The organism is Pseudomonas parafulva (assembly GCF_002021815.1).
Lineage (GTDB): Bacteria > Pseudomonadota > Gammaproteobacteria > Pseudomonadales > Pseudomonadaceae > Aquipseudomonas > Aquipseudomonas parafulva_B.
The window spans coordinates 4,244,914-4,267,633 of sequence record NZ_CP019952.1; the positions used below are offsets into that span (position 1 = coordinate 4,244,914).

General features: G+C 58.4%; 24 protein-coding genes and 1 tRNA gene. 15 read left to right on the top strand and 10 right to left on the bottom strand.

Annotated features, from left to right (window positions below; translation table 11 throughout):
* The first annotated feature begins 29 nt into the window (after window positions 1-29).
* Together B2J77_RS21675 and B2J77_RS19145 are read left to right on the top strand one after the other, a co-directional pair.
* Window positions 30-266 (top strand): hypothetical protein, encoded by a 237-nt coding sequence (locus B2J77_RS21675; protein ID WP_054573701.1) that lies wholly within the window; start codon window positions 30-32, stop codon window positions 264-266.
* On the top strand, window positions 263-1,096 hold the full coding sequence (locus B2J77_RS19145; protein WP_078479220.1) for a hypothetical protein: 834 nt from the start codon (window positions 263-265) through the stop codon (window positions 1,094-1,096). The genes B2J77_RS21675 and B2J77_RS19145 overlap by 4 nt, the downstream gene beginning before the upstream one ends.
* Before the next feature lie 275 nt (window positions 1,097-1,371).
* Here B2J77_RS19145 and B2J77_RS21550 read toward each other — a convergent pair whose 3' ends face one another.
* The 5 genes from B2J77_RS21550 to virB5 all read right to left on the bottom strand — a co-directional run bounded on the left by B2J77_RS21550 (window position 1,372) and on the right by virB5 (window position 4,444).
* On the bottom strand, window positions 1,372-1,563 hold the full coding sequence (locus B2J77_RS21550) for an antitoxin VbhA family protein (RefSeq protein ID WP_078479221.1): 192 nt from the start codon (window positions 1,561-1,563) through the stop codon (window positions 1,372-1,374).
* A gap of 290 nt (window positions 1,564-1,853) precedes the next feature.
* Entirely contained in the window at window positions 1,854-2,939 is a 1,086-nt protein-coding gene (locus B2J77_RS19155; protein WP_228385152.1) for a type IV secretion system protein, read from the bottom strand.
* Window positions 2,936-3,190, bottom strand: a complete 255-nt coding sequence (locus B2J77_RS19160; RefSeq protein ID WP_078479222.1) for an EexN family lipoprotein — start codon at window positions 3,188-3,190, stop codon at window positions 2,936-2,938. Before B2J77_RS19160 ends, B2J77_RS19155 begins: the two co-directional genes overlap by 4 nt.
* Window positions 3,187-3,678 carry a hypothetical protein gene (locus B2J77_RS19165; protein WP_078479223.1) on the bottom strand — a complete coding sequence of 164 codons (492 nt, stop codon included), beginning with the start codon at window positions 3,676-3,678 and terminating at the stop codon, window positions 3,187-3,189. The genes B2J77_RS19160 and B2J77_RS19165 overlap by 4 nt, the downstream gene beginning before the upstream one ends.
* A gap of 1 nt (window position 3,679) precedes the next feature.
* Entirely contained in the window at window positions 3,680-4,444 is a 765-nt protein-coding gene (gene virB5, locus B2J77_RS19170) for a P-type DNA transfer protein VirB5 (protein ID WP_078479224.1), read from the bottom strand.
* A 676-nt stretch (window positions 4,445-5,120) separates the two neighbouring features.
* Here virB5 and mobC point away from each other — a divergent pair.
* The 3 genes from mobC to B2J77_RS19185 all read left to right on the top strand — a co-directional run bounded on the left by mobC (window position 5,121) and on the right by B2J77_RS19185 (window position 7,127).
* Window positions 5,121-5,390: a plasmid mobilization relaxosome protein MobC gene (gene mobC / locus B2J77_RS21680; protein ID WP_228385153.1), complete on the top strand. Its 270-nt coding sequence runs from the start codon at window positions 5,121-5,123 to the stop codon at window positions 5,388-5,390.
* 217 nt (window positions 5,391-5,607) lie between these two features.
* Window positions 5,608-5,683, top strand: a tRNA-Phe gene (locus B2J77_RS19180).
* A gap of 376 nt (window positions 5,684-6,059) precedes the next feature.
* Window positions 6,060-7,127, top strand: a complete 1,068-nt coding sequence (locus tag B2J77_RS19185) for a DNA methyltransferase (protein ID WP_078479225.1) — start codon at window positions 6,060-6,062, stop codon at window positions 7,125-7,127.
* On the opposite strand, the gene B2J77_RS19190 is transcribed toward B2J77_RS19185, so the two are convergent.
* The 3 genes from B2J77_RS19190 to B2J77_RS19200 all read right to left on the bottom strand — a co-directional run bounded on the left by B2J77_RS19190 (window position 7,120) and on the right by B2J77_RS19200 (window position 9,634).
* Complete coding sequence (locus tag B2J77_RS19190; RefSeq protein WP_078479226.1) at window positions 7,120-8,058, bottom strand: hypothetical protein; 939 nt, start codon at window positions 8,056-8,058, stop codon at window positions 7,120-7,122. The two genes, B2J77_RS19185 and B2J77_RS19190, sit on opposite strands and share 8 nt — an antisense overlap.
* Window positions 8,048-8,296 carry a helix-turn-helix domain-containing protein gene (locus B2J77_RS19195; RefSeq protein WP_078479227.1) on the bottom strand — a complete coding sequence of 83 codons (249 nt, stop codon included), beginning with the start codon at window positions 8,294-8,296 and terminating at the stop codon, window positions 8,048-8,050. Before B2J77_RS19195 ends, B2J77_RS19190 begins: the two co-directional genes overlap by 11 nt.
* A gap of 381 nt (window positions 8,297-8,677) precedes the next feature.
* Entirely contained in the window at window positions 8,678-9,634 is a 957-nt protein-coding gene (locus B2J77_RS19200) for a tetratricopeptide repeat protein (RefSeq protein WP_228385154.1), read from the bottom strand.
* Between the two features lie 597 nt (window positions 9,635-10,231).
* Here B2J77_RS19200 and B2J77_RS19205 point away from each other — a divergent pair.
* The 10 genes from B2J77_RS19205 (at window position 10,232) to B2J77_RS19250 (ending at window position 20,942) form a co-directional block, all read left to right on the top strand.
* A complete protein-coding gene (locus B2J77_RS19205) occupies window positions 10,232-10,693 on the top strand; it encodes an Lrp/AsnC family transcriptional regulator (RefSeq protein ID WP_058603024.1) in 462 nt (153 codons plus the stop codon).
* Between the two features lie 184 nt (window positions 10,694-10,877).
* Window positions 10,878-12,560 (top strand): flavin monoamine oxidase family protein, encoded by a 1,683-nt coding sequence (locus B2J77_RS19210; protein ID WP_058639104.1) that lies wholly within the window; start codon window positions 10,878-10,880, stop codon window positions 12,558-12,560.
* Between the two features lie 13 nt (window positions 12,561-12,573).
* Window positions 12,574-13,380: a carbon-nitrogen hydrolase family protein gene (locus B2J77_RS19215; RefSeq protein ID WP_078479229.1), complete on the top strand. Its 807-nt coding sequence runs from the start codon at window positions 12,574-12,576 to the stop codon at window positions 13,378-13,380.
* Window positions 13,381-13,427: 47 nt separating this feature from the next.
* Window positions 13,428-15,755, top strand: a complete 2,328-nt coding sequence (gene pqqF, locus B2J77_RS19220; RefSeq protein WP_078479230.1) for a pyrroloquinoline quinone biosynthesis protein PqqF — start codon at window positions 13,428-13,430, stop codon at window positions 15,753-15,755.
* A gap of 127 nt (window positions 15,756-15,882) precedes the next feature.
* Window positions 15,883-15,954: a pyrroloquinoline quinone precursor peptide PqqA gene (gene pqqA / locus B2J77_RS19225; RefSeq protein ID WP_003243383.1), complete on the top strand. Its 72-nt coding sequence runs from the start codon at window positions 15,883-15,885 to the stop codon at window positions 15,952-15,954.
* A gap of 84 nt (window positions 15,955-16,038) precedes the next feature.
* Window positions 16,039-16,950, top strand: a complete 912-nt coding sequence (pqqB, locus tag B2J77_RS19230) for a pyrroloquinoline quinone biosynthesis protein PqqB (RefSeq protein WP_078479231.1) — start codon at window positions 16,039-16,041, stop codon at window positions 16,948-16,950.
* 40 nt (window positions 16,951-16,990) lie between these two features.
* Window positions 16,991-17,746 carry a pyrroloquinoline-quinone synthase PqqC gene (pqqC, locus tag B2J77_RS19235; RefSeq protein WP_023532576.1) on the top strand — a complete coding sequence of 252 codons (756 nt, stop codon included), beginning with the start codon at window positions 16,991-16,993 and terminating at the stop codon, window positions 17,744-17,746.
* Window positions 17,743-18,018, top strand: a complete 276-nt coding sequence (gene pqqD / locus B2J77_RS19240; RefSeq protein ID WP_058639100.1) for a pyrroloquinoline quinone biosynthesis peptide chaperone PqqD — start codon at window positions 17,743-17,745, stop codon at window positions 18,016-18,018. Before pqqC ends, pqqD begins: the two co-directional genes overlap by 4 nt.
* Window positions 17,990-19,150 carry a pyrroloquinoline quinone biosynthesis protein PqqE gene (pqqE, locus tag B2J77_RS19245; protein ID WP_078479232.1) on the top strand — a complete coding sequence of 387 codons (1,161 nt, stop codon included), beginning with the start codon at window positions 17,990-17,992 and terminating at the stop codon, window positions 19,148-19,150. The genes pqqD and pqqE overlap by 29 nt, the downstream gene beginning before the upstream one ends.
* Window positions 19,116-20,942 carry a S9 family peptidase gene (locus tag B2J77_RS19250; protein WP_078479233.1) on the top strand — a complete coding sequence of 609 codons (1,827 nt, stop codon included), beginning with the start codon at window positions 19,116-19,118 and terminating at the stop codon, window positions 20,940-20,942. Before pqqE ends, B2J77_RS19250 begins: the two co-directional genes overlap by 35 nt.
* 37 nt (window positions 20,943-20,979) lie before the next feature.
* Here the strand turns inward: B2J77_RS19250 and B2J77_RS19255 are convergent, their stop codons facing one another.
* Together B2J77_RS19255 and B2J77_RS19260 are read right to left on the bottom strand one after the other, a co-directional pair.
* Entirely contained in the window at window positions 20,980-21,138 is a 159-nt protein-coding gene (locus tag B2J77_RS19255) for a YqaE/Pmp3 family membrane protein (RefSeq protein ID WP_023532725.1), read from the bottom strand.
* 143 nt (window positions 21,139-21,281) lie between these two features.
* Window positions 21,282-22,526: an aspartate aminotransferase family protein gene (locus tag B2J77_RS19260; protein WP_078479234.1), complete on the bottom strand. Its 1,245-nt coding sequence runs from the start codon at window positions 22,524-22,526 to the stop codon at window positions 21,282-21,284.
* Window positions 22,527-22,720 lie beyond the last annotated feature (194 nt).

The window sequence follows — 22,720 nt, forward strand, 5'->3', positions numbered from 1 at the left end:
TAACTATTAGCAACTATGGTTGATTGACAATGACGACCGAACAATATTTGCTTGAGCGCTTTGGCCCACTAATGAGCATCGTAGACATTGCCGCGATATTAGGCCGATCTCCAGAAGGAGTTAGAGTGGCCCTTTACTCAAACACCGAAATTTCTAAAAGACTCAAACCTACGATGCTCAAGATCGGCCGGCGAGTTTATTTCCGCACCCTCCAAGTCAAGGAGGTATTGTCGCTCGACGGAGAGCGTGGAAGTGCAATCCCATGAGCACGGATCAAACCTTCAAAGTCAAAAGGCCGCCCTACTGCATTGTTCCAGCAAGCGTCCTAACCGAGAGCAGGCTGAGCTGGCGCGCGCGCGTGGTCTTGTCCTGGATGCTGGGTCAGAACGAAGGCTGGGAGCTTAGAGTCGGCCACATACGTGGAAAATTTGGCCTCAGCGAGCAGCAATGGAGCGCTACAAGTAAGGAGCTAAGGGCGCTAGGCTACTTCAAGCAGGAGCGATTCCAGAATGAATCAGGGAAGATCATCTGGGAGAATTTTGTCACGTATACCCCCAGTGAACCATCCCCCCAAAAACCAGGGGATGGTCGATCATGCCATGGTGAGCCACTGCCCGGGAAACCATCCCCTGGCCCCAAGGGGGATATACCAATAAAAAGAGAAAACAATACAAACCATACCAATATAAAAGAAACTAGAACAAAACCTAACACCAGCGAGATTTCACCGAAGCATACGCTCACGTGGCCAACACTGGCCGCCACAGAGCGGAGCCTCATTGAGCCTTTATTGATAGACGTGGACCAACAAGCCGCTCAGATGCTTCTTGATGAGCTAGCAGGCAATCTGGAAGCGGGTAGAGTTAAGGCACCTAACAGATGGTTTAAAGCAGTTCTCAAACGCTACAGGGAAGGTAAGTTCGCACCCACGATTGCACGCGCCATGGCGAATAAGCAAAATTCGTCATTGCCAGACCAGCCCCCCAAAACGAAACGGGTGATTAAGACGAGATCGGTTGCGGATGCAAACATCTCCGGCATGCCAAAGCACATAGCCGCAGTTCTGAATAGAAAATATCAGCAGCCACAAGCGTAGGAGCGGAGCGCTGTGAAACCTCGCCATTATTCGCCGTTCATCTCCGCGCTCCGCTTGGGCAACCCCTTCGGTTGCATCCCGCGTCCTATCCTTGCCGGACGGGCGGCAGGGGCAGGTCCGGCGGCTTCGCCTTGTTCCTCCCCCTGTCGCTAGGCTTGGACGCTTACAGCTGCATCAAGGGGACGGCTACGCCCATCATCCTCACCCGTTCGGTGCTCGCCCTCTGGGCTGCGCTCCGCTGCGGCTTGCGGTGATGCCCTTGACCCAGCTTCCAGCTATTCGTCGATGTCGACTGAAACAAATTCGGCCAAGGTGAGTTCCCCGTCCACAAAAGCTTGAGCGCGTCGCTTTTCTTCCGCGCTCAATACAAAGCCCTCGAGCCCGATTGACACGCAAGCATACTCGACAGCCTTCCGACGCCGCTCATGATCAGCATTCGTGATGATGATACTCTCCCAAATATTCACGGGCTTTCCCTTCGTATCGGTGACTGAAACAAGACAATTTCAGCGCTGAACAGATAAACGAGTGTCAAGGGCGTCACCGGAGGCCGCAGCCCGTGAAACGGGACCGGGCGAGGATGACGGCGAAGCGAACCCTTGACGCTGCGCACCTCCAATCCTATATGCGGGGGCTGCTGGATGCCTTTCCCAGCGGCCCCTGCTACCGGCGAGGGCGGGAAGTCCAGAGGGGCAGAGCCCCTTTGGGCAAGCCCGCCAGGGCGCGCAGCGGGGTCCACAATACTGATATCGGGCCGCTAACTACCGACCTTCCCTCCTCTCCCCCTACCCCAGTTCTTGCCTAGGTTCTGCATGACATGCTGCCGGTAGGCTGGGTTCCAAACGCTGTTTCCTGCGATCACATGATTCAAACCTCTTGCAGTGGTCATCATGCCCGACTGCAGGTCTCGGCGCGTTGACATCGGGTTAACGGTGTTGAAGACCGCCTTGGCTGGGTTTAACGCAGCCTGAGCCATCTGCCGCAATGTGATCGCACTGGACGAAAGACCACCTGCAAGCTGACCTCCCAATGAGTAAGCCTGATAAACCATGTAGAGCACGATCCCACTCAACGCGAGGATCTCCAGCATGTCGGTCGCTGGACCGTTTCCAGCACTGGGCTGTACATCAGCCAGCATTGTCGAGAAGAACTTCATCCCCAGCGTAAGCACTGACGTGATCGCGGCGCATTGGATGATGTAGGTCATCACCTGGGCGAACCATTGATCGAACCATTTGCTGGTCATCTGACCGAACAGCAGTAGTGCGATGAATAGCGGGCCGCACCCCAGCAAAAATGCCAACAGCACCTTGGCTGTGATAATCATCGCTCCAGCGGGTAGCGTAATCAGGAATGTTGCGATGAGCATCGTTCCCGCGATAAGCCAGTCATAAAGAATCATGCCTATCTCGGTCGTGCCACGACGTCCTGCGCGAGCAATCAGATCGGAAGCGATATCAAATCCGTCGGTCATGGCTCTATCAATCACCTGATACACCGACGTTGCAGCTACACCTTTGCCGTTTGGCGAGAACGCATCTGCCAAGCCAACCTCCAGGCCGCGAATCGCTTCCACGACCCCACCAAGGTACGTATCGGCATTAAGTACCAATGCGCCGATGAATACCCATTTCAACATGAGCTTGAAGACATGCGGGAGAGGATGCTCGATGAAGCCACCGACGGACAGAAGGCCCAGGATCATGAAGAAAAGGCCGCCGCCAGCAACGAACAAGCCCGAGGAGTTATCAATGACACTATGTGCCATGAGTTGCACGTAGCCGTTCAACACCGAGTCGATTGAGCCACCTACCCATTCGTAAAAATTGGACTCCATGGTCATTGCCCCTCCAAATTCAGCATTTCGCGCTTCCGATAGCCGCGCTGATCAAGCTGCTGCTCATTCCTGGCCTGCTTGGCATTAACGCAGTTCGGCGTAAGGGCCAGAGTCCCGGCATGTCGCTCGCACTCCGATATTCGGATATCCCTTTCCGGGCTGTGGGCTTTGTACCAATCGACAGAATGGACCGGTTCATCCGCCCCGCAGCCCGTGAGCAGAAACAAAACAACAATTGAGAAACGAGAGGCTGTCATTTCCGGCCCTCCCGATTCCGATCCGCCCGATTCACTTCACGGGGCAGCACATGCTCCGCCTCCGTGCGGAATTCCCCAGCAAATTTCAGCGAATAGGCCAGCTCAGCAGCGCTGATAATCTGAAGTGCTGCAAGCGTTCTCAACGCGCTTTCCCTTGTCCCTGCCCAACTACCCGCGATGCGGTATTCAGACCTCGAAATCAATAGCGACGTACCCAGTGCACAGGCGAATGAGATCAAAACGGCGAGCGTTGACGAGATTGGTCCAGTTGCTCGGGGCGGCACTATCTGCAACCAATCGGCAAGCGCCAATACAAAAGGCATGATCGCGGCCGACGCCGCCAGGAGATCGCTCTGGATCAACTCAGGTGCACGTCGTGACACCTCTTTCAAAGCCCCGAACCGGCCAATGCAAATCCAGAATCGCCGTAAGGAAGTGAGGATGAAGAAGCACACGACCAAGGGGAGGATATGAGCGTACGAGATCATTTCAGTTGCCCCCCAGGTTCAGCAATTCGCGATTCTTGTAGCCTCTCTTGTCGAGCACCTGGGCATTCAGTTCCCGTTGCCGCTGCTCCTGAATCTTGCCCTCGGCCTCAGCGACCATTTGGAACATCTGCAATTTGGTCTGCTCGTTCTGGATCATCGCTTGCTCTGCAGCGATGCGACCCTGCAGCTCTGCGATCCCTTTGGGATCTTGCGTTTGATTGATCTGCCCCATGAGCTGGTCAATCTGGCGCAGTCGGGCTTCGGCCTGGTCATAGGCCTCCAGAGCAAAAGCTTTATCCTGTGACGGCTTCACCGCCTGTGCTCGGCAAGCATCGCGCTGCTGATCCTGAACCAGGCTTTCGCAAGCATCGAACACCTTGTTGTCCGAATAGATCGAACCAGCACGGCTATTCAGGCCTGAATAGCCGCCACGCTTCACTGCGTCATACACAGCCTGCCAGTCTTGCGGCAGATATTCTCGCAGCTGTGGGTCATCGAATACTCGCCCAAGCCCACGCGACCCAGTAAGCGCGCCGTACTGCTGCTTCATCTGATCAATTTGGAATGTCATTTGCTGAACCTGTTGGGCCCAGCGAGTCGTATTAGCTGCGAACTCTGCGACAGTCATAGGGGAATCCGTCACTTGGGTAGTAACGGTTACAGGGATTTGCGCGTATCCCTGCTGCGAGCCCAGCATCAATGCGAACGTTGTTGCGAAACTAAATGGTCGGACGCCTTTTAAGGCGAAACGCTTGAACAGATCCATAGTCACCTCTCCATTGGACATGGTGAACACTGGGCCGTCTGTCCGGCCTGTCGATCTGTTTAGGAATCGCACCCAGCACGGTTGTACCGTTCTTGGGGTGACTATGCGCCAGTCTTACCCGGTGTAGGCCCCGTCTTTTAAGGGCCGCGCCCATAATGTACTAAGCATCAGCGAGGCGATTACAGCGTTCATATAATTAGACCAAAGCACTGCACTTTGACGATATCCATTATCTCACTTTGGCTCACTATCTGAAAGTGCCATACATCCCAAATTCTTCGTCATGACGAAATCTCGATTGCTACGAAGGACTACTGCAGGATAGGCTAATCGCCGGCAAAGTGTGCGCACACAGGTTGCAAGAGTCTCCCCTAGGTTGCAAATTGCAGCGTTTGAGAGGTCATTATTCAAAAGATCAACCGAGCTATTAACGTTCACCTGGGCGCAGATCTAAAAGCGCGCTGGATTGCCTATTGCAATGCTCTAGGCCAATCACCAAGGGGTCGCGCTTAAAGAAGCCATTGAGCATCAGCTAGCTAAAGCGAACACAAAGCCGACACCGAAAATTTATCGCCAGACAGAGAGATCCAAAGAGAAAAAGCATCATTTCGAAGTTCTTTTGACTTCCTCAGAGAAAGCCGCCATTCAAGAACGCTCACACGTCGAGCGGTGCTCTATGCGGCGATGGATTTTAGACGCCATTCGTATAGGGTTGACCCACGCATCACAATTTGGAATTTCCGAAATCGACCAGCTTGGCGAGTCAAACTATCAGCTGCTCACTCTCGGCAAGAACTTAAATCAGATTGCCAGGGCTTTAAACATTGGACATTACAAACCAGTTACGATACAGAGGATAGATTCTCTTAAACGCCTTATTGACAGGCATACCACGGCGGTCAATCGAGCTATCCAGGCTAGTTTGGAACGGTGGAGCCTTGATTAACGACTTCTATTTCGACTGAAATCAGTCATCACCGCGAGGCGAGGATGCCGCTGTCCCGCTATCAACCTGACGATACGTCAGCAGGCAGCCTGTGATTGCTTACGCCCCACGAACGGGAGGAGCCCAACAACCCACACTGCTAACCTACGGTATTTTCTGAATTTTTCTGCAAAAATGCGTTGACAACGATCTTCCTCGCTGGCTTAATACGCGCATTGCCCAGATAGCTCAGTCGGTAGAGCAGAGGATTGAAAATCCTCGTGTCGGCGGTTCGACTCCGTCTCTGGGCACCATTCTTCCAGCACTCTCAACAAGTGCACCTGCACGAAAGTAAATACTTTCGCGTGCAACAAATCGAAGTATTTTCACGGATGGCTCATAGCTAATCACCGTGCATTACTATGATCCCTAGAATTCAGCCCCTACGCCTAAGCGTCGATTACGACAGCGGTCGCCCTGAATTCATTAGTGGCATTTTCCACTCTCCTACCTAACGATCATTGGTGCTAAAGTACCAAGGATTTTGCATTTCCGCACAACCCAGAGAGGGTGCTCGGATGCTAGCAGAATGGTGCACCGGAGCACTACGAACACCACGCATTAGCGCTTAGCCGGCACCAATCCAAGCCAAATCCGCACGCCACGCCCTGACCAGGTTTAGATACCCTCATGAAACCTCAAGAAAAGCCACGCAATCCACGAACAAGCACCGTAGGCCGAGGCAAAGCTCTACCACCCAGTGAAGTGAGGGGCGCTTCAGCGTACAGCGACGATTATGTCAATCTCAGCCATGGTGATAGCTTGGACTTCTATCACGACTGGGACCAACCGACCGTAATAGTTTCAGACGGAGCATATGGGATTCTTGGATTTGAAGGCGACACTTCTGATCATCTTGGAATTCCAGAATGGTATGAAGAACATATCGCCGCATGGAGCAGAAAAGCGTCAGCACAAACCACTCTGTGGTTTTGGAACTCAGAGATTGGCTGGGCCGCAGCGCACCCTATTCTACAAAAGTACGGCTGGCGATACGTCAACGCTAATATTTGGAACAAAGGGCGCGCTCATGTTGCTGGGAATGTAAACACAGCAAAAATTCGCCGCTTTCCAGTTGTATCAGAAGTTTGTGTCCAATATGTCTTTGAAGCAAAAATTGAAGACCAACCGCTTCAGCGCTGGCTTCACAAAGAATGGAAGCGTACTGGCTTAACCATGAAGTCCGCAAATGAAGCTTGCGGCGTCAAGGATGCTGCAACTCGAAAATACTTAGATCAAGGTCATTTGTGGTACTTTCCTCCGCCAGAAGTCTTTTCAAAAATGGCACAGTACGCCAACGAAAAAGGGAAACCCGAAGGGCGGCCGTATTTTTCTATGGATGGAGACAGTCCGATGACATCTGAAGACTGGTCGAGAATGCGCTCAAAGTTTAATTGCCCTCATGGCTGGATGAACGTCTGGGACCGACCTCCATTGAAAGGTAGTGAGCGCCTCAAAGTTACTGATAGAAGCGGGAAGGTCGCGCACTTAAACCAGAAACCCCTGGACCTCATGAAGTTAATCATAGAGGCTTCTTCAGATCCAGGAGACGTCATCTGGGAGCCGTTCGGAGGTCTATTCTCTGCAAGCCTTGCCGCGAAGCAAACTGGGCGAAAAGCATTTTCCGCCGAGATTGATCGCGACTATTACGAACTTGCCATTACAAGATTCAAAACCCAACCAGACCTTTTCAGCTGAACAACGCTTCATCAGCATCCAGATCTTGTATATTGAATCGCTCAGACAAAGCCGCTTTAATAGCGGCTTCGTTTTTACTTGACAGCAGGCTATTCCACTGACCAATCGTCATCCCATGGTATTCCATTGCATAAACTTGGCGAGCGAAATCCTCAATCCCAGCATGCCCAATACGATCAAGCTTTGCAAAATTCGTATCTAGCCGGTAGTTGAACCGCCCCGTTAACATTTTCAGCTTCTGTTGATAATCCGCACTAGCGCAATATTCTCTGCCCCCCGCCCCCCAGGACTCAATAATTTCTGCAGCAGTCCGAAGATTTTCCGCCTCCACCGCAGGGTTTGAATTAGCTTGCCACTTGTAACCTGCAGTGTTTGTTTGTTGGAGATTTCGAGTCCGCCTGGTAGTATCTTCTGGCTCTAGGACAAGATAATCAGGTGGATTGTGGTAGTGACTATCTCTTGCTAGCGCGACAGAAGCACCCGACGCAATCGAAACAGCGATAATTTTAGGTTTCCCGAATATCACAAACTCAGGAAGCCAAGCGATCAACGCAACATAAGTGCGATCATCTAAGAAGTGATTCTGACTGTCTTTGAAACGCCCTGTTATCTCGGTCGCCAACGGAAACCATGCCTTTATTTCGAAGCCAGGTGTAGGGGACACCGCCCCGTCAAAAACAATATCTGGAAATCCCGGATCTTGACGTTTCCACTTTCCCCAACCCTGAAAATCGGGCTTATCATTCAGAAACTCACACGTATTGAACTCAATCATATTCCCCAGCAATGGAGAGAGCTTAGATATGACTTTTGACAAGTCTACCGCAGCATCGGGAGATATAGGCTTACTCAACTCTAAAACATTAAAAATATGCCCCGACATTCCAAAGAGATGCTGGCTCGCCATATCAATTACTTGCTTAGTGTTCACTTATAGCTCCGACGACGGATTTGAATAGTACCGCTGCCTCTACCTCAAGGGCATCGCAAATTGAAATAAACTCAATCACGTCTAAGCGTCTCTCACCATTCTCGTACTTTGAGATGAACGACTGAGGTCTGCCTAAACGTTTCGCAAGATCAACCTGCGTCATTCCTTGACGCTCGCGCACTTCGACCAGTAGTCGGCGAAATATTTCATAAGCGGGCGTGTGTAGAGATCTGACCATTCTTTATTGTGTAACCCGTTTCCGAATATCCCATTTCGGGTTATTCCTCCCTTCACATCACACCCCGAGCCTCCTCAGAGGCTGACGTTGGAGCGATAGCGACTCACAACGCTCGAGCCATACCTCAGGTACAAATTCAGTACAGAGCCGCACTTTGGTAAATTTCGTAGAATTACGCTTAAACCCAAGCGCTACGCTAGTTTCAAGCATGTTAAACTACGCCTAGCTTCTCTCCGCTACCTCAGTAAACAAGTTGGCTCAGCAACTCATAATCCTTTGGTCCACGGTTCGAGTCCGTGTGGGCCCACCATACTCAAAGCCGCGCTTAGCGCGGCTTTCGGCTTTTTGGGTCGGCAGCGCGAGCAGCAAGCCTATCGTGGCTCAGGCCAGCAACCGGTCAATCAACGCCTGCTCGTAATCATCGAGAGGCTGATCCTCGTAGAGCTTGTCGGAAGCCGCGACCAGCGCCTGGCCCTCGACCTCACGCCCAGCATCGCCATATACATGCCCAAGGTTCTCCAGCGACTGCAGGTTGCCGTGCAGAGAGAACGAGATCAGATACCAGCGCTCTGCCGCCTCGAGCTCGCCCAAACGGTGATAGGCCACAGCCAGGTTGTGCTGGGCGTAGACGTGGTCGGATTCCAGGGCCTGCAACAACGCCTGCTTGGCCTGCTGATAATCTTCGAGCTGCAAATACAGAAGGCCAAGATTGTTGTAGCCGTCGACATTGCCCAACTCGGCAGCGCGCCGGTAGGCCTGCTCAGCCTGCGGATAACGTTCGGCATGCAGATGGACGTCGCCGAGCAGGTTCAGCGCCTCTGGATGATCGTGGCGCACGGCGTCGTTGAGGTGCTCGACGGCGGTATCGTGATCGCCGTCCTGATAGGCCATGCTGCCAAGGTAGAAGTGGCTACGGGCACAATCGTACTCGGCGGCTTTCTGGAAGTACTGGCGGGCAGCGTCGTGATCACCCTCCTGGAAGGCCATGCTGCCGAGGTTGTAGTGACTGCCCGGATAATCGTGCTCGGCAGCCCTCTGGAAGTGTCGACGGGCGACGTCGTGATGACCGTCCTGGTAGGCCATGATGCCGAGGTTGTAGTGGCTGCCGGGATAGTCACGATCAGCAGCCCTCTGGAAGTGTCGATGGGCATCGGCGCGATCGTCACGCGCCAGGCTCACCGCACCAACGCCATTCATCCAGCGTGGGTCGTCGGGACACGCTTTGGCAAGGTTTTCGAAGCACTCCTGCGCGGTGTCCAGATCCTGCTCTCGGAACGCCGCCCAGCCCTGGTCATTAAGCGCAGTCGCCTGCTCGGCACTGAGCGTTTTCTTGTTCATGAACCACATAGTGTTTCCTGCCTTGCGAGGGCCTCCCATTCTAGAGGCGTGTATGGAAGCCAACAAGACAATGGCTCTGCTGGGCAGGTTTGAACCGTACCCGCCACACCCAGGCTGCGGCGGCGTGGATCCGAAGCGGGCGCAGCAGCAGGAAGCTAAATGAGTCTATGCATGGCTTTCAATGACTTAGCTTGAGGACATCGCCATCAACTGTTAATCCCTTGGTGGACGGTTCGCGTCCGTATGGGCCCAACCTTTGCCAAGCCGTGCATTCGCGCGGCTTTTGCTATTTACGGTGATGCAATCCGCGCCAAGCCTAGTCCGATCAATAATTGATGAGCCGATTAACCAGCCTATTCGGCTCATTTGATGAGCCGAATAGGCTGGTTAATCGGCTCAAGTGAATACCACTCATTGATAAACCGGCGCGTCGCTGGAGAAAAATGGCAAGCATGACCCCAAGCAGGACATCACCGCAGCACAACACCAAGCCGTGGCGAAGGCAACGAACGGCTGGGTTCACTCGTTCACTCCTCCTTGCCCCCACCCACCCACGCTAGCTAGGCTACCTCCCCCTTCCGCTCGCCGAGCCACGCCATGCCAGACCTTCGCCCATTTGCCCTGGATGAAATCGACCGCCAGCTGATCGCCCTGTTGCAGATCAATGCCCGCGAAAGCGTAGCCATGCTCGCGCGCCAGTTGGGCATCGCTCGCACCACGGTCAACTCACGGCTCGAGCGGTTGGAGAAGAACAAGGTGATTTCCGGTTACGGCGTGCGCTTGGGGCAGCAGGTGATGGGCGGTGGGCTACAGGCGTATGTGGGCATCAAGGTGCAGCCACGCTCGGGCAAAGAGGTCGTCAAACGGCTAAGCGCGATGGCCGCTGTGCGGCAGTTGTGCGCGGTGAGCGGTGAATTCGACTACGTGGCCTGGCTGCACACGGAGTCACCGGAACTACTGGACCAGTTGCTGGACCGGATCGGCAACGTCGAGGGCGTCGAAAAAACCACCACGTCGATCATCCTCAGCAGCAAGGTGGATCGCGGTCAGGCGCTTTGAAACCTGTATTCACAAACATGAATTCGTCAAAATACTCACAAACCACGCCACTATGACCAAAGAGGAGACATTTCGACCTCATTCTGCTTCTTAATAACGAAATGCCCCCTCTCTAAAATGACCGCCAGACGTCTCCTATACTCAGGCTCAGCACATCGCGCAGCCGCTCTGGCAAGGTCCTTTAATGAACAAGAACAACCGGCACCCTGACGACGGCAAGAAACCCATCACCATTTTCGGCCCTGACTTCCCATTCGCCTTCGATGACTGGCTGGAGCATCCGGCGGGCCTGGGCACGATTCCGGCGCAACGCCACGGCGAGGAAGTCGCGATCATCGGCGCCGGAATCGCCGGCCTGGTGGCCGCCTACGAGCTCATGAAACTGGGGCTCAAGCCAGTGGTGTACGAAGCCTCGAAGCTGGGTGGCCGGCTGCGCTCGCAAGCCTTCAATGGCACCGATGGCATCGTCGCCGAGTTGGGTGGCATGCGCTTTCCGGTGTCGTCCACGGCGTTCTATCACTACGTGGACAAACTGGGGTTGCAGACCAAGCCCTTTCCTAACCCATTGAGCTCGGCCTCCAGCAGCACGGTGATCGACCTCGAAGGGCAGACCTACTACGCCGAAACCCCTGCCGATCTTCCCAAGCTGTTCCATGAGGTGGCTGATGCCTGGGCTGACGCGTTGGAAAGCGGTGCGCAATTCGCCGATATCCAGCAAGCCATCCGTGATCGCGATGTACCACGCCTAAAGGCGCTGTGGAACAAACTCGTACCGCTGTGGGACGACCGCACCTTCTACGACTTCGTCGCCACCTCGCGCTCGTTCGCCAAGCTCAGTTTTCTGCACCGGGAAGTATTCGGCCAAGTGGGCTTCGGCACAGGCGGTTGGGACTCGGACTTCCCCAACTCGATGCTGGAGATCTTCCGGGTGGTCATGACCAACTGCGACGACCACCAGCATCTGATCGTGGGCGGCGTGGAGCAGGTACCGCAAGGTATCTGGCGCCATCGGCCCGAGCGCTGCGCCCATTGGCCCGAGGGCACCAGCTTGCGTTCCCTGCATGGCGGTGCACCCCGCACCGGGGTCAAGCGGATCCAGCGCGCTGCCGATGGCCGCCTGGCCGTCACCGACAACTGGGGGGACACCCGCCACTACGGCGCCGTGCTCGCCACCTGCCAGACGTGGTTACTGACCACCCAGATCGACTGCGAAGAATCGCTGTTTTCCCAGAAAATGTGGATGGCACTGGACCGTACCCGCTACATGCAGTCGTCGAAAACCTTCGTCATGGTCGACAGGCCGTTCTGGAAGGACAAGGACCCGGAAACCGGCCGCGACCTGCTGAGCATGACCCTGACCGACCGCCTGACCCGCGGGACGTACCTGTTCGATAACGGCGACGACAAGCCGGGGGTCATCTGCCTGTCCTATGCCTGGATGAGCGATGCCTTGAAGATGCTGCCGCACCCGGTGGAGAAACGTGTGCAGCTGGCCTTGGACGCGCTGAAGAAGATCTATCCGAAAACCGACATCGCCGGCCACATCATTGGCGACCCGATCACCGTTTCGTGGGAAGCGGACCCGTATTTCCTCGGTGCCTTCAAGGGCGCCTTGCCGGGTCATTACCGCTACAACCAACGCATGTACGCCCACTTCATGCAAAAGAACATGCCCGCTGAGCAACGCGGCATCTTCATTGCCGGCGACGATGTGTCGTGGACGCCTGCCTGGGTAGAGGGCGCCGTGCAGACGTCGCTCAATGCGGTGTGGGGTATCATCAATCACTTCGGCGGACACACCCACCCCGAGAACCCGGGGCCGGGCGATGTGTTCGACGAGATCGGCCCGATCGCGCTGGCCGACTGACCCAGGAGCTGTCATGCGCATAGCCTTGTTCCAAGCCCTGCCTGGCCCGCTGGATGTGCCCGGCAACCTGCAGCGGTTGCGCGATCAGGCGCAGTTGGCAGCCGGCCAGGGCGCGTCATTGCTGGTGTGCCCGGAAATGTTCCTGACCGGCTACAACATCGGCTCGGCTCAAGTGCAGCAACTGGCCGAAGCCTGCGATGGCCCGTCAGCACAGCACATCATGCAGACAGCGCGCACCTGCGGTATCGCCATTGCCTACGGCTATCCGGAACGGGATCCGAACGGTGCCGTTTTCAACAGTGTGCAATTGATCGCTGCCGATGGCCGCCGCCTTTGCAACTACCGCAAGACGCACCTGTTCGGCGAGCTCGATCGCACGATGTTCGAGCAGGGGCCGGATCACTTTCCGGTCGTTGAGCTGGACGGCTGGAAAGTCGGCCTGCTGATTTGCTACGACATCGAGTTCCCGGAAAATGCCCGTCGGCTGGCCTTGGCCGGCGCCGAACTGATCCTGGTCCCGACGGCCAACATGCAGCCCTACGACTTCGTTTGCCAGGTGACGGTGCGGGCACGGGCCCAGGAAAACCAGTGTTACCTGGTGTATGCCAACTACTGCGGCGCGGAAGACGCCATCGCCTATTGCGGACAAAGCAGCATCGTCGGCCCGGATGGCGGCGTATTGCGCATGGCAGGCCATGAAGAGTGCCTGCTGCTGGCCGAGCTGGAACAGCAAGCCGTGGTGCAGGGCCGTCGGGCCTTTCCCTACCTCACCGACCTGCGTCAGGCCTTACACGGACGAATGCCCCAGCAGGATCACTGACAGCGCACCGCTTGCAGGCTAGCATGGTCGGACCACACGGAGCCCCCATGCCTGACACCATCCGCCAGCTCACCCTTGCCAACGGCCTGCAGCTCACCCTGCGCCACGCCCCTCGTCTCAAGCGCGCGGCGGCGGCGCTCAGGGTGCACGCGGGCAGCCATGATGCCCCTGCCAAATGGCCTGGGCTGGCGCATTTTCTCGAGCACCTGTTCTTTCTGGGCACAACGCGTTATCCCCTGGAAGATGGCCTGATGCGCTACGTGCAAGCGCTCGGCGGCCAAGTCAATGCCAGCACTCGCGAGCGAACGACGGACTTCTTCTTCGAAACCCCGCCCACGGCCTTGGCGGGCGGTTTGATGCGGCTTTGCCAGATGCTGGCCGAGCCGGACCTGGCCATCGCCCGCCAACGCGACGAGCGCGAAGTGATCCACGCCGAATTCATCGCCTGGTCGCGTAGCCGCCAGGCCCAGGCGCATCATGCCTTGCTGCAATCCGTGGCGCCGGGGCATCCGTTGCGGGCCTTCCAGGCCGGTAACCGTTATACCTTGCCGCTGCAAGATCCCGCCTTCCAGCGAGCGCTGAGCGAGTTTCACCGACGCTATTATCAGGGCGGCCAGATGGTGCTGGCGGTGAGCGGCCCTCAGTCCCTGGATGAGCTGGAACAGTTGGTCGTGCCACCCGCTCAACTGTTCGCCAGCGGCACGCGCGCGTTACAGCGCCCTCCACCCCCATTGGGCACAAGCTGCAACCGGCAACTGTTCGCCCATGAGCAGATGCCGGCCGGCGCTGAGCAGGCCCTGGCGCTGCTGATCAGTTGTCTGAACGACAGTCGCCCCGGCATGTGGCTCGCGGCCGCGCGCCAGCACTGCGGGTTGCAGGCCATCAAGGTGGAAACGCTCTATGCCTTTGCCGGGCAGCTGCTCTGGCACATTGACCTGACGCTGGGCGCCGGTATGCCAACTGGGCAGGCCATGGCCCTGCTGCACGGCTGGTTCGGATACATGCAGAACGCGGATTTTGCGCAACTCAATCGAGAATTCGGGCGTTTGCAAAGGCGCCGTGAGCACAGCGCCAGCGCCATGGAACTGGCACGCAGGGACAGCGCAGGGCTTCCCTTCACCGCGCTTGATACACAAGGGCAGCACGCCTTTACTGCGCTTCTGGCGAGCTTGCCGCGTTCGGACCTGGGCCGTTGGCAGTTCCCTTTGAGCGAGCCATTGCTGCACACGCGGTTGCCTGAAACCGGTGAGTGTTCGTTACCCGGCGGGCTGAGCATCAGCGACGCCTTGCCCACCGCGCGTCAGCACGCCGCCCTGCTTGTACGCTGGCAGGTGCCCCTTGCTTTGAAGGAATCACTGCATGCTGTTCTGGACCAAGCCCTTGCCCCACTCAAAGCGCGCTGTGAGCGCGCCTCGGTACAGCTACAGTTCAGCGGAGCGGGCCAGGGATGGGAGCTGCGCTGTGCAGGCGTAGCCTCGGCCGTGGTCACCGCCATCGGGATTGCCCTGCCCTTGTTGAAGGCCCCGCCGGCCGACTGTTGGGCTGACTGTGCTGGACCATCCAGCGAACCCATGCCCATCAGGGCATTGCTGGAACAGTTGCCAAACGCCGTGGCAGGCCTCGACGTGCAAGCGGTGGCCGGGTCACGACAGAGCCAGCCCCAACTCGACAGGCTCTGGCAGCAGGTCACCTGGCACGGGCTGGCCGTCGGTTTCGATGCAGATGCACAGCAGGCACTGTCAGCCGTCCTGCAAGGCCTGCCCGGCCATGGCGGCGCGCCTGTTCCCGTTCCGCCGCTCACCCGTCGTTGGTACACGGTGGGCGGGTACGGCAGCGAACATGCCTTGCTGGTGTTCTGCCCTCTGCCAGCGGGCATGGAGGCAGCGGGCAGGCTGCTGGCTCACCTGCTGCAAGGCCCTGTCTATCAACGTCTGCGGGTCGAGCTGCAACTGGGCTATGCGGTGTTCAGCGCCTTGCGCCAGGTGGAGGGGGTGCACGGGCTGATGATCGGCGTTCAATCGCCTCACGCCAGCCCGGACATGATTCTGGAACAGGTGGTCACGCTATTGCGCGAGCACGTTACGCTGGACGTTCCCTCGCAGCAACTGCTGGCTGATCAGTTCGATGAAGTGGTCATGAGCAATGCCGAGGTTGTGGAGTGGGCCTGGCAGACACACCTGGCTACACAACCCCGGACGCTAGATGACGTACGCAAGGCTATCCTCAACGTGCGGCAGCATGATCTGGAAAGGCTACAGGATGCATTGCTCGATGGGCAGGCGCCCTGGACCTGTCTGGCTAACGCTGCCGCGCCACCTGACTTTCAGGCGCAGCAGCGCGAGATTGTTGCACCTGGTGCAACGCTACTTTCCTGATACACAGTCTTCGGATGAACGGTTTTCTTGTAAGATAGCGCAACCCTGATTCAGGGAACCTCCTGCCTATGGCGGTACCCAAGTAGTAGTCAAGCGTTCCTCAAACCCATTCGGAAGGAGTAATCCCATGTGGACCAAACCTGCATACACTGACCTGCGTATCGGCTTCGAAGTCACCATGTACTTCGCCAACCGCTAAGCACGGCTTAGGGTACGACGCCTCGGCCTGCCGGGGCGTTTTCGTTTTTTGGACATGACTTTCCGCACAGCATAGAGAGCACCCATGTATATCCAGGTTCTCGGCTCGGCCGCCGGTGGCGGGTTTCCGCAGTGGAACTGCAACTGCGACAACTGCAAGGGCTTCAGGGACGGTACCCTGCGGGCCACTGCCCGCACCCAGTCATCCATCGCCCTGTCAGACGACGGTGTGCATTGGGTGTTGTGCAACGCTTCGCCAGACATTCGTGCACAGCTCCAGGCCTTCGCGCCCATGCAGCCTGCCCGAGGTCTGCGCGATACCGGCATAGACGCCATCATCCTGCTAGACAGCCAGATCGATCACACCACTGGCCTGCTCAGCCTGCGCGAAGGTTGCCCGCACCCGGTCTGGTGCACGGACATGGTCCACCAGGACCTGACCACCGGCTTTCCGCTGTTCACCATGCTCAGCCACTGGAACGGCGGCCTGCAATGGAACCGAATCGAGCTTGAAGGCAGTTTCGTCATCCAGGCCTGCCCTAACCTGCGCTTCACCCCTTTCCCGCTGCGCAGTGCGGCACCGCCCTATTCCCCACACCGCTTCGACCCGCACCCAGGCGACAACCTTGGCCTGCTGGTGGAGGATACCCGCACCGGTGGCAAGCTGTTCTATGCCCCGGGCCTTGGCCAGGTGGACGAGCAGTTGCTGGAGATGATGCAAGGCGCCGATTGTCTGCTGGTCGATGGCACCTTGTGGGAGGACGACGAGATGCAGCGCCGCGGGGTGGGCACGCGTACCGGCCGTGAAATGGGGCACCTGGCCCAGAACGGCGCCGGCGGCATGCTCGAAGTACTCGACGGCTTTGCGCGCCAGCGCAAAGTGCTCATCCACATCAACAACACCAACCCGATTCTCGACGAAGACTCACCCGAGCGCGCCGAAGTGCTGCGCCGCGGTGTGGAAGTAGCCTTCGACGGCATGAGCATCGAGTTGTAACGGGCCTGCCCGCCACCCCAGCCTTCCAGGAGCCAGCCGAATGAGCGATGCACTGCCAATGTCCCCTGCCGAGTTCGAGCAGGCCCTGCGCGCCAAGGGCGCCTACTACCACATTCACCATCCCTACCACGTAGCCATGTATGAAGGCCGTGCTACCCGCGAACAGATCCAGGGTTGGGTAGCCAACCGCTTCTATTACCAGGTCAACATCCCGATGAAGGACGCCGCCATCCTGGCCAATTGCCCGGATCGCGAGGTACGCCGGGAGTGGATACAGCGCTTGCTCGACCATGATGGCGCACCTGGTGAAGACGGCGGCATCGAAGCCTGGCTGCGCCTGGGCCAGGCGGTTGGCCTTGACCCTGAGCAGTTGCGCTCACAGGAATTGGTATTGCCGGGGGTGCGCTTTGCCGTGGATGCCTACGTGAATTTTGCCCGTCGCGCCAGCTGGCAGGAAGCGGCCAGCAGCTCGCTGACCGAACTCTTCGCCCCGCAGATCCACCAATCACGCCTGGACAGCTGGCCGCAGCACTACCCCTGGATCGACCCGGCAGGCTACGCGTATTTCCGCACGCGCCTTGGCCAGGCTCGCCGCGATGTTGAGCATGGCCTAGCCATTACCTTGCAGCACTACACCACCTGGGCTGGGCAGCAGCGTATGCTGGAAATCCTCCAGTTCAAGCTGGACATCCTGTGGAGCATGCTCGATGCCATGAGCATGGCCTATGAGCTGAACCGGCCGCCCTATCACTCCGTCACCCAGGAGCGGGTGTGGCATAAAGGAATCACTCTATGAAATTCGATCGTCAGCAAGTGCCCAGGTGGCGCCAGGGTTACCGCTTCCAGTACGAGCCTGCCCAGAAAGGCCATGTACTGCTCTACCCTGAAGGCATGATCAAGCTCAACGAAAGCGCCAGCCTGATCGGTGGGTTGATCGACGGCCAGCGCAATGTGGCAGCCATCATCGACGCACTCCAGCAGCAATTCCCCGATGTGCCGGAAGTGGCCGACGATATCGAGCAGTTCATGGAGGTAGCCCGTGCCGAACACTGGATCGAGCTTGCCTGAGCTACCGCCCACGCCCGAGGTCGGCCTGCCGCTGTGGCTGCTGGCCGAGTTGACCTACCGCTGCCCGCTGCAGTGCCCCTATTGCTCCAACCCCCTGGATTTCGCAGCCCAGGGCCAGGAGTTGAGCACTGCGCAGTGGTTCAAGGTCATGGCCCAGGCCCGCGAGATGGGCGCCGCGCAGATTGGGTTTTCCGGGGGCGAGCCGCTGGTTCGCCAGGACCTCGCCGAGCTGATCGCCGAGGCCCGCCGGCTGGGGTACTACACCAACCTGATTACCTCGGGTATCGGCTTGACCGAGGCGCGCATCGCCGCCTTCAAGCAGGCCGGCCTGGACCATATCCAGATCAGCTTCCAGGCCAGCGACGAGCAGGTGAACAACCTGCTGGCCGGTTCCCGAAAGGCGTTCGCACAGAAGTTGGAAATGGCCCGCGCCGTGAAGGCCCATGGTTACCCCATGGTGCTCAACTTCGTCACCCACCGGCACAACATCGACAAGATCGACCGCATCATCGAGTTGTGCATCGCCCTGGATGCGGATTTCGTCGAACTGGCCACGTGCCAGTTCTACGGTTGGGCGCACCTTAACCGGGTTGGGCTGTTGCCCACCCGTGATCAGCTGGAGCGGGCCGAGCGGATTACCAACGAGTATCGCGACAAGCTCAAGACCGAAGGCAACCCGTGCAAGCTGATCTTCGTCACGCCGGACTACTACGAAGAGCGGCCCAAGGCCTGCATGAACGGCTGGGGCAACCTGTTCCTGACCATCACCCCCGACGGCACCGCCCTGCCGTGCCATGGGGCCCGTCAGTTGCCGGTGCAGTTCCCCAACGTGCGTGAGCATGACCTGCGACACATCTGGTATGAGTCGTTCGGTTTCAACCGCTTCCGTGGCTACCAATGGATGCCGGAACCCTGCCGCTCCTGCGATGAAAAGGAGAAGGATTTTGGTGGCTGCCGCTGTCAGGCCTTCATGCTCACCGGTGATGCCAGCAATGCCGACCCGGTATGTGCCAAGTCGCCCGACCACGGCTTGATCCTCAAGGCCCGCGAGCAGGCGCAAAGCGCCGACCTCGCCATAGATCAGATGACTTTCCGAAATGAACGAAACTCCCGTGTCATCGCCCGAGGCTGAATTCACCGCCGCCCAGGCCGTCGCCGCCGGCACCGATTTCGCCGAACTCAAGGTCGGTGATGCCGGCCTGTTCTGGGTTGAATTTCGGCCGGCCGACGACGCTTGCCGCATCTGGCACTGGCATCATCACCAGGCACGTTGCCTGACCCCGGACGGCTTCAGTGTACGCAGCCGTGTCTACGAATATGGTGGGGGCAGTTTCTGCCTGGGCGGGGACGGCCTCGTGTTCGTCAACGAGAAGGACCAGCAGGTTTACACCCAGCCCTTGGACAACACGCCGCCGCGCCCCCTTACCCAGGACCCCGCCTGCCGCTATGGCGATGTGCAATGGCATGACGGGCAGGCTCTGGCTGTGGAGGAGCGCCATGGCGAAACCGTGGAGCACCGCCTGGTGGCTTTGGCCGAGGGGACGCGTCAGGTGCTGGCCGAAGGCGCCGATTTCTACGCCTCGCCCACGGTCAGCCCGGACGGGCAGCGCCTGGCCTGGATCGAATGGGACCGCCCGGCGCAGCCGTGGACGGTAACGCGGCTGATGACCTGCCGTCGCGAGGCCAGCGGCCAATGGGGGGCAGCGCAAACGGTAGCAGCGGGCGATGAATCGCTGCAGCAACCTCGCTTCGATACGGCTAACCGCCTGTACTGCCTGTCCGATCGCAACAGTTTCTGGCAGCCGTGGGGTGAGCTTGATGGCAGCTGGCAAGCGCTGGCAAGCGAGCCTGCCGACCATGCCGCAGCACCGTGGCAACTGGGCGCCAGTACCTGGCTGGCACTCGGGCCACAGCATTACCTGGCCACTTGGTTCGAAGCAGGTTTCGGGCAACTGGGCCTGCGCACGCCCGATGGTCGCAGCGAGCGGTTCGCCAGCGCCTATACCCGCTTCCGCCACCTGGCCATGGACGCCACCTGCGTGTATGCCATCGCCGCCTCGCCTATCAGCCCTGCGGCGGTCATTGCGATTGCCCGTGACACCCATGAAGTGAACGTACTGGCCGGTGGCGCCGAGGTATTACCGGCGCATCGGATCAGCTTGCCCCAGTCATTTCATTGCGGGGCTGGAGAGGCGCTGGCCCATGGCTTTTTCTATCCGGCTGCCGGCAGTATCACGCCATCGCCGCTGATCGTCTTCGTTCACGGCGGCCCGACCTCGGCCTGCTATCCCGTGCTCGACCCGAGAATCCAGTTCTGGACCCACCGAGGCTTCGCCGTTGCCGACCTCAACTACCGCGGCAGTAGTGGCTATGGCCGTGAGTACCGCCATGCCCTGCACCTGCGTTGGGGCCAAAGCGATGTAGAAGATGCCTGCTCAGCCGTCGAGCGTCTGGCTGCCGATGGCCTGATCGACAGGACCCAGGTGTTCATCCGGGGCGGCAGCGCCGGCGGCTACACCGCTCTTTGCGCACTGGCGTTCACGGACGTATTCCGGGCAGGCGCGAGCCTGTATGGCGTCAGCGACCCGGTGGCACTGGCGCGTGCCACGCACAAGTTCGAGGGTGACTACCTGGACTGGCTGATCGGTGATCCGGTCCAGGATGCCGAGCGCTACCGGCAGCGCACGCCGCTGCTGCACGCCGAGCGAATCAAGGTGCCGGTGGTGTTCTTTCAAGGGGAACTGGATGCGGTCGTGGTGCCAGAGCAGACCCGCGCCATGCTCGCAGCGCTCAATGCCAATGGCATCGAAGCCCAGGCACATTTCTACGAGGGCGAACGGCACGGGTTTCGCAAGGCCCGTAACCTGGAGCATGCGCTCGATCAGGAATGGCGATTCTACTGCAAGGTGCTTGAGCAGCATTGAGCCGGCGGCTCACGGCTATCCGTGAGCCGCACGGAATTCAGCGCCTGGCGATGATGTACACCGCGTGCACGATGCCTGGGATATAGCCCAGCAAGGTCAGCAGAATGTTCAGCCAGAAGGCTCCACCAAACCCCACCTGCAGAAACACGCCCAAGGGCGGCAGAATGATTGCGATGATAATCCGGATAATGTCCATGCGAGTCTCTCCGTAAGGGGTTACATCACAGACTCGCCGCCGCTTGCAGAGGTTCCACAGCCAAAAAAAACGCCCAGGGCCGAATGTGACAGGCCCGGGGCGGTGCGCAGAAACGCCAGACGGTTCGGTTTTACGTGGGTGGACTAGGCGGGCATCTTTCGTCCCGAGGCCTGGACAGCGTGCAGTCGCGCGAACGCGCGCGAAAGCCTCAACAGCATTTCGTCGACATTGCCGCGGGTCACCGTTAGCGCCGGCGAGAACCGCAGCACATCGGCCTGGGGCGCACCGACCAGCAGGCACTCTTGCAATGCCGCACGCTCCAACGCCCGTGCCAGGGGATCACTGAGCTGCAACGTCCACAACAGCCCACTCCCGCAGACCTGGCCCTGGCCAAAGCGGCCCGCCAGGCGGCTAAGTCCCTCACGTAGATGACGGCCAGTGTCCTGCACGTGCTCAAGGAAGCCTGCATCCAGCACCGTCTTCAGGACTGCCAGGCCTGCTGCGGCCGTCACCGCATTGCTGTACCGGGCACCCGGCAGCCCTGCCAACGGCGAGCAGCAAGCGCTGTTGCGCACCAGCACAGCGGCAAGTGGCACACCCCCACCAAGGCCGGCACCCAGCACCAAGATGTCGGCTCGCACGCCGTACAGGGTTTCGGCCAGCAATGCACCGCAGCGGCCCATGCCTGTGCGCGCTTCATCAATAATCAGCAGAATGCCCAGCTCGCGGCAAAGGGCCTCAGCGCCCTTGAGGTATTCGGCGGTTGCAAGAACGATCGCACCCTGGCTTTGCAATGGTTCCACCACGATGGCTACCGTGCGCGACTCGACTGCGGCGTGCAGTGCAGCCAGGTCATTGAACGGCACATGGCTCAGATGGGCGTGTTCCGTTTTGCTATGGCTTGCACTGCTGGCCACAGGCGCACCGTATACGTCTTCCCCGCCCTGGCGGGCAACGATGATATGGCCCGCGCCGTGGCGGTGGCGTTCACCCCAGTGGCGAGCCAGGCGAATAGCGGCTTCATGTGCCTGTGCCGCGCTGTCGAAAAGCAGGGCACGTTCACTCCCGGTCGCTTGGCAGAGCTGGTCGCTCAATGCCAGAACGCCCTCGTGCGAGCGCCCCACACCCGGATTGATCAAGGCCTGAGCCTGGTTCGCCACCGCCTTGACGATCGACTCGGGGCTGTGCCCCAGCGTGTTGACCCCGTCGCCTTGGTTGAAGTCCAGACAGGCTTGGCCTTGGTCGTCCCAAAGCCACGCGCCTTGCCCTCTGATGAAAACAGGTGAGTCAGGGGCCTTGGCATCAATACGAGGCCGAGCGCGTGCTGGCTCAGGCAACGTTTCAGTCCCGACAGCACGCGCTGGACGGCGAAGGTTGAACAGGTTCATCGAAGTTATGCACGCTTGGATGATGGGCAGGGCTGGAACGGCCTTAATTGAAGTGAAATGCCGTGCCTATGGATAGGGAGTCAGACCGTGGTAAGGATAAGGTCCTCGTAAAGCCTGTAACCCGTTGTTATACCGCGATAGACTAGGCGCCGGATGCTGATTCCGACATTTCGATTTAGCAGTATTTTCAATAA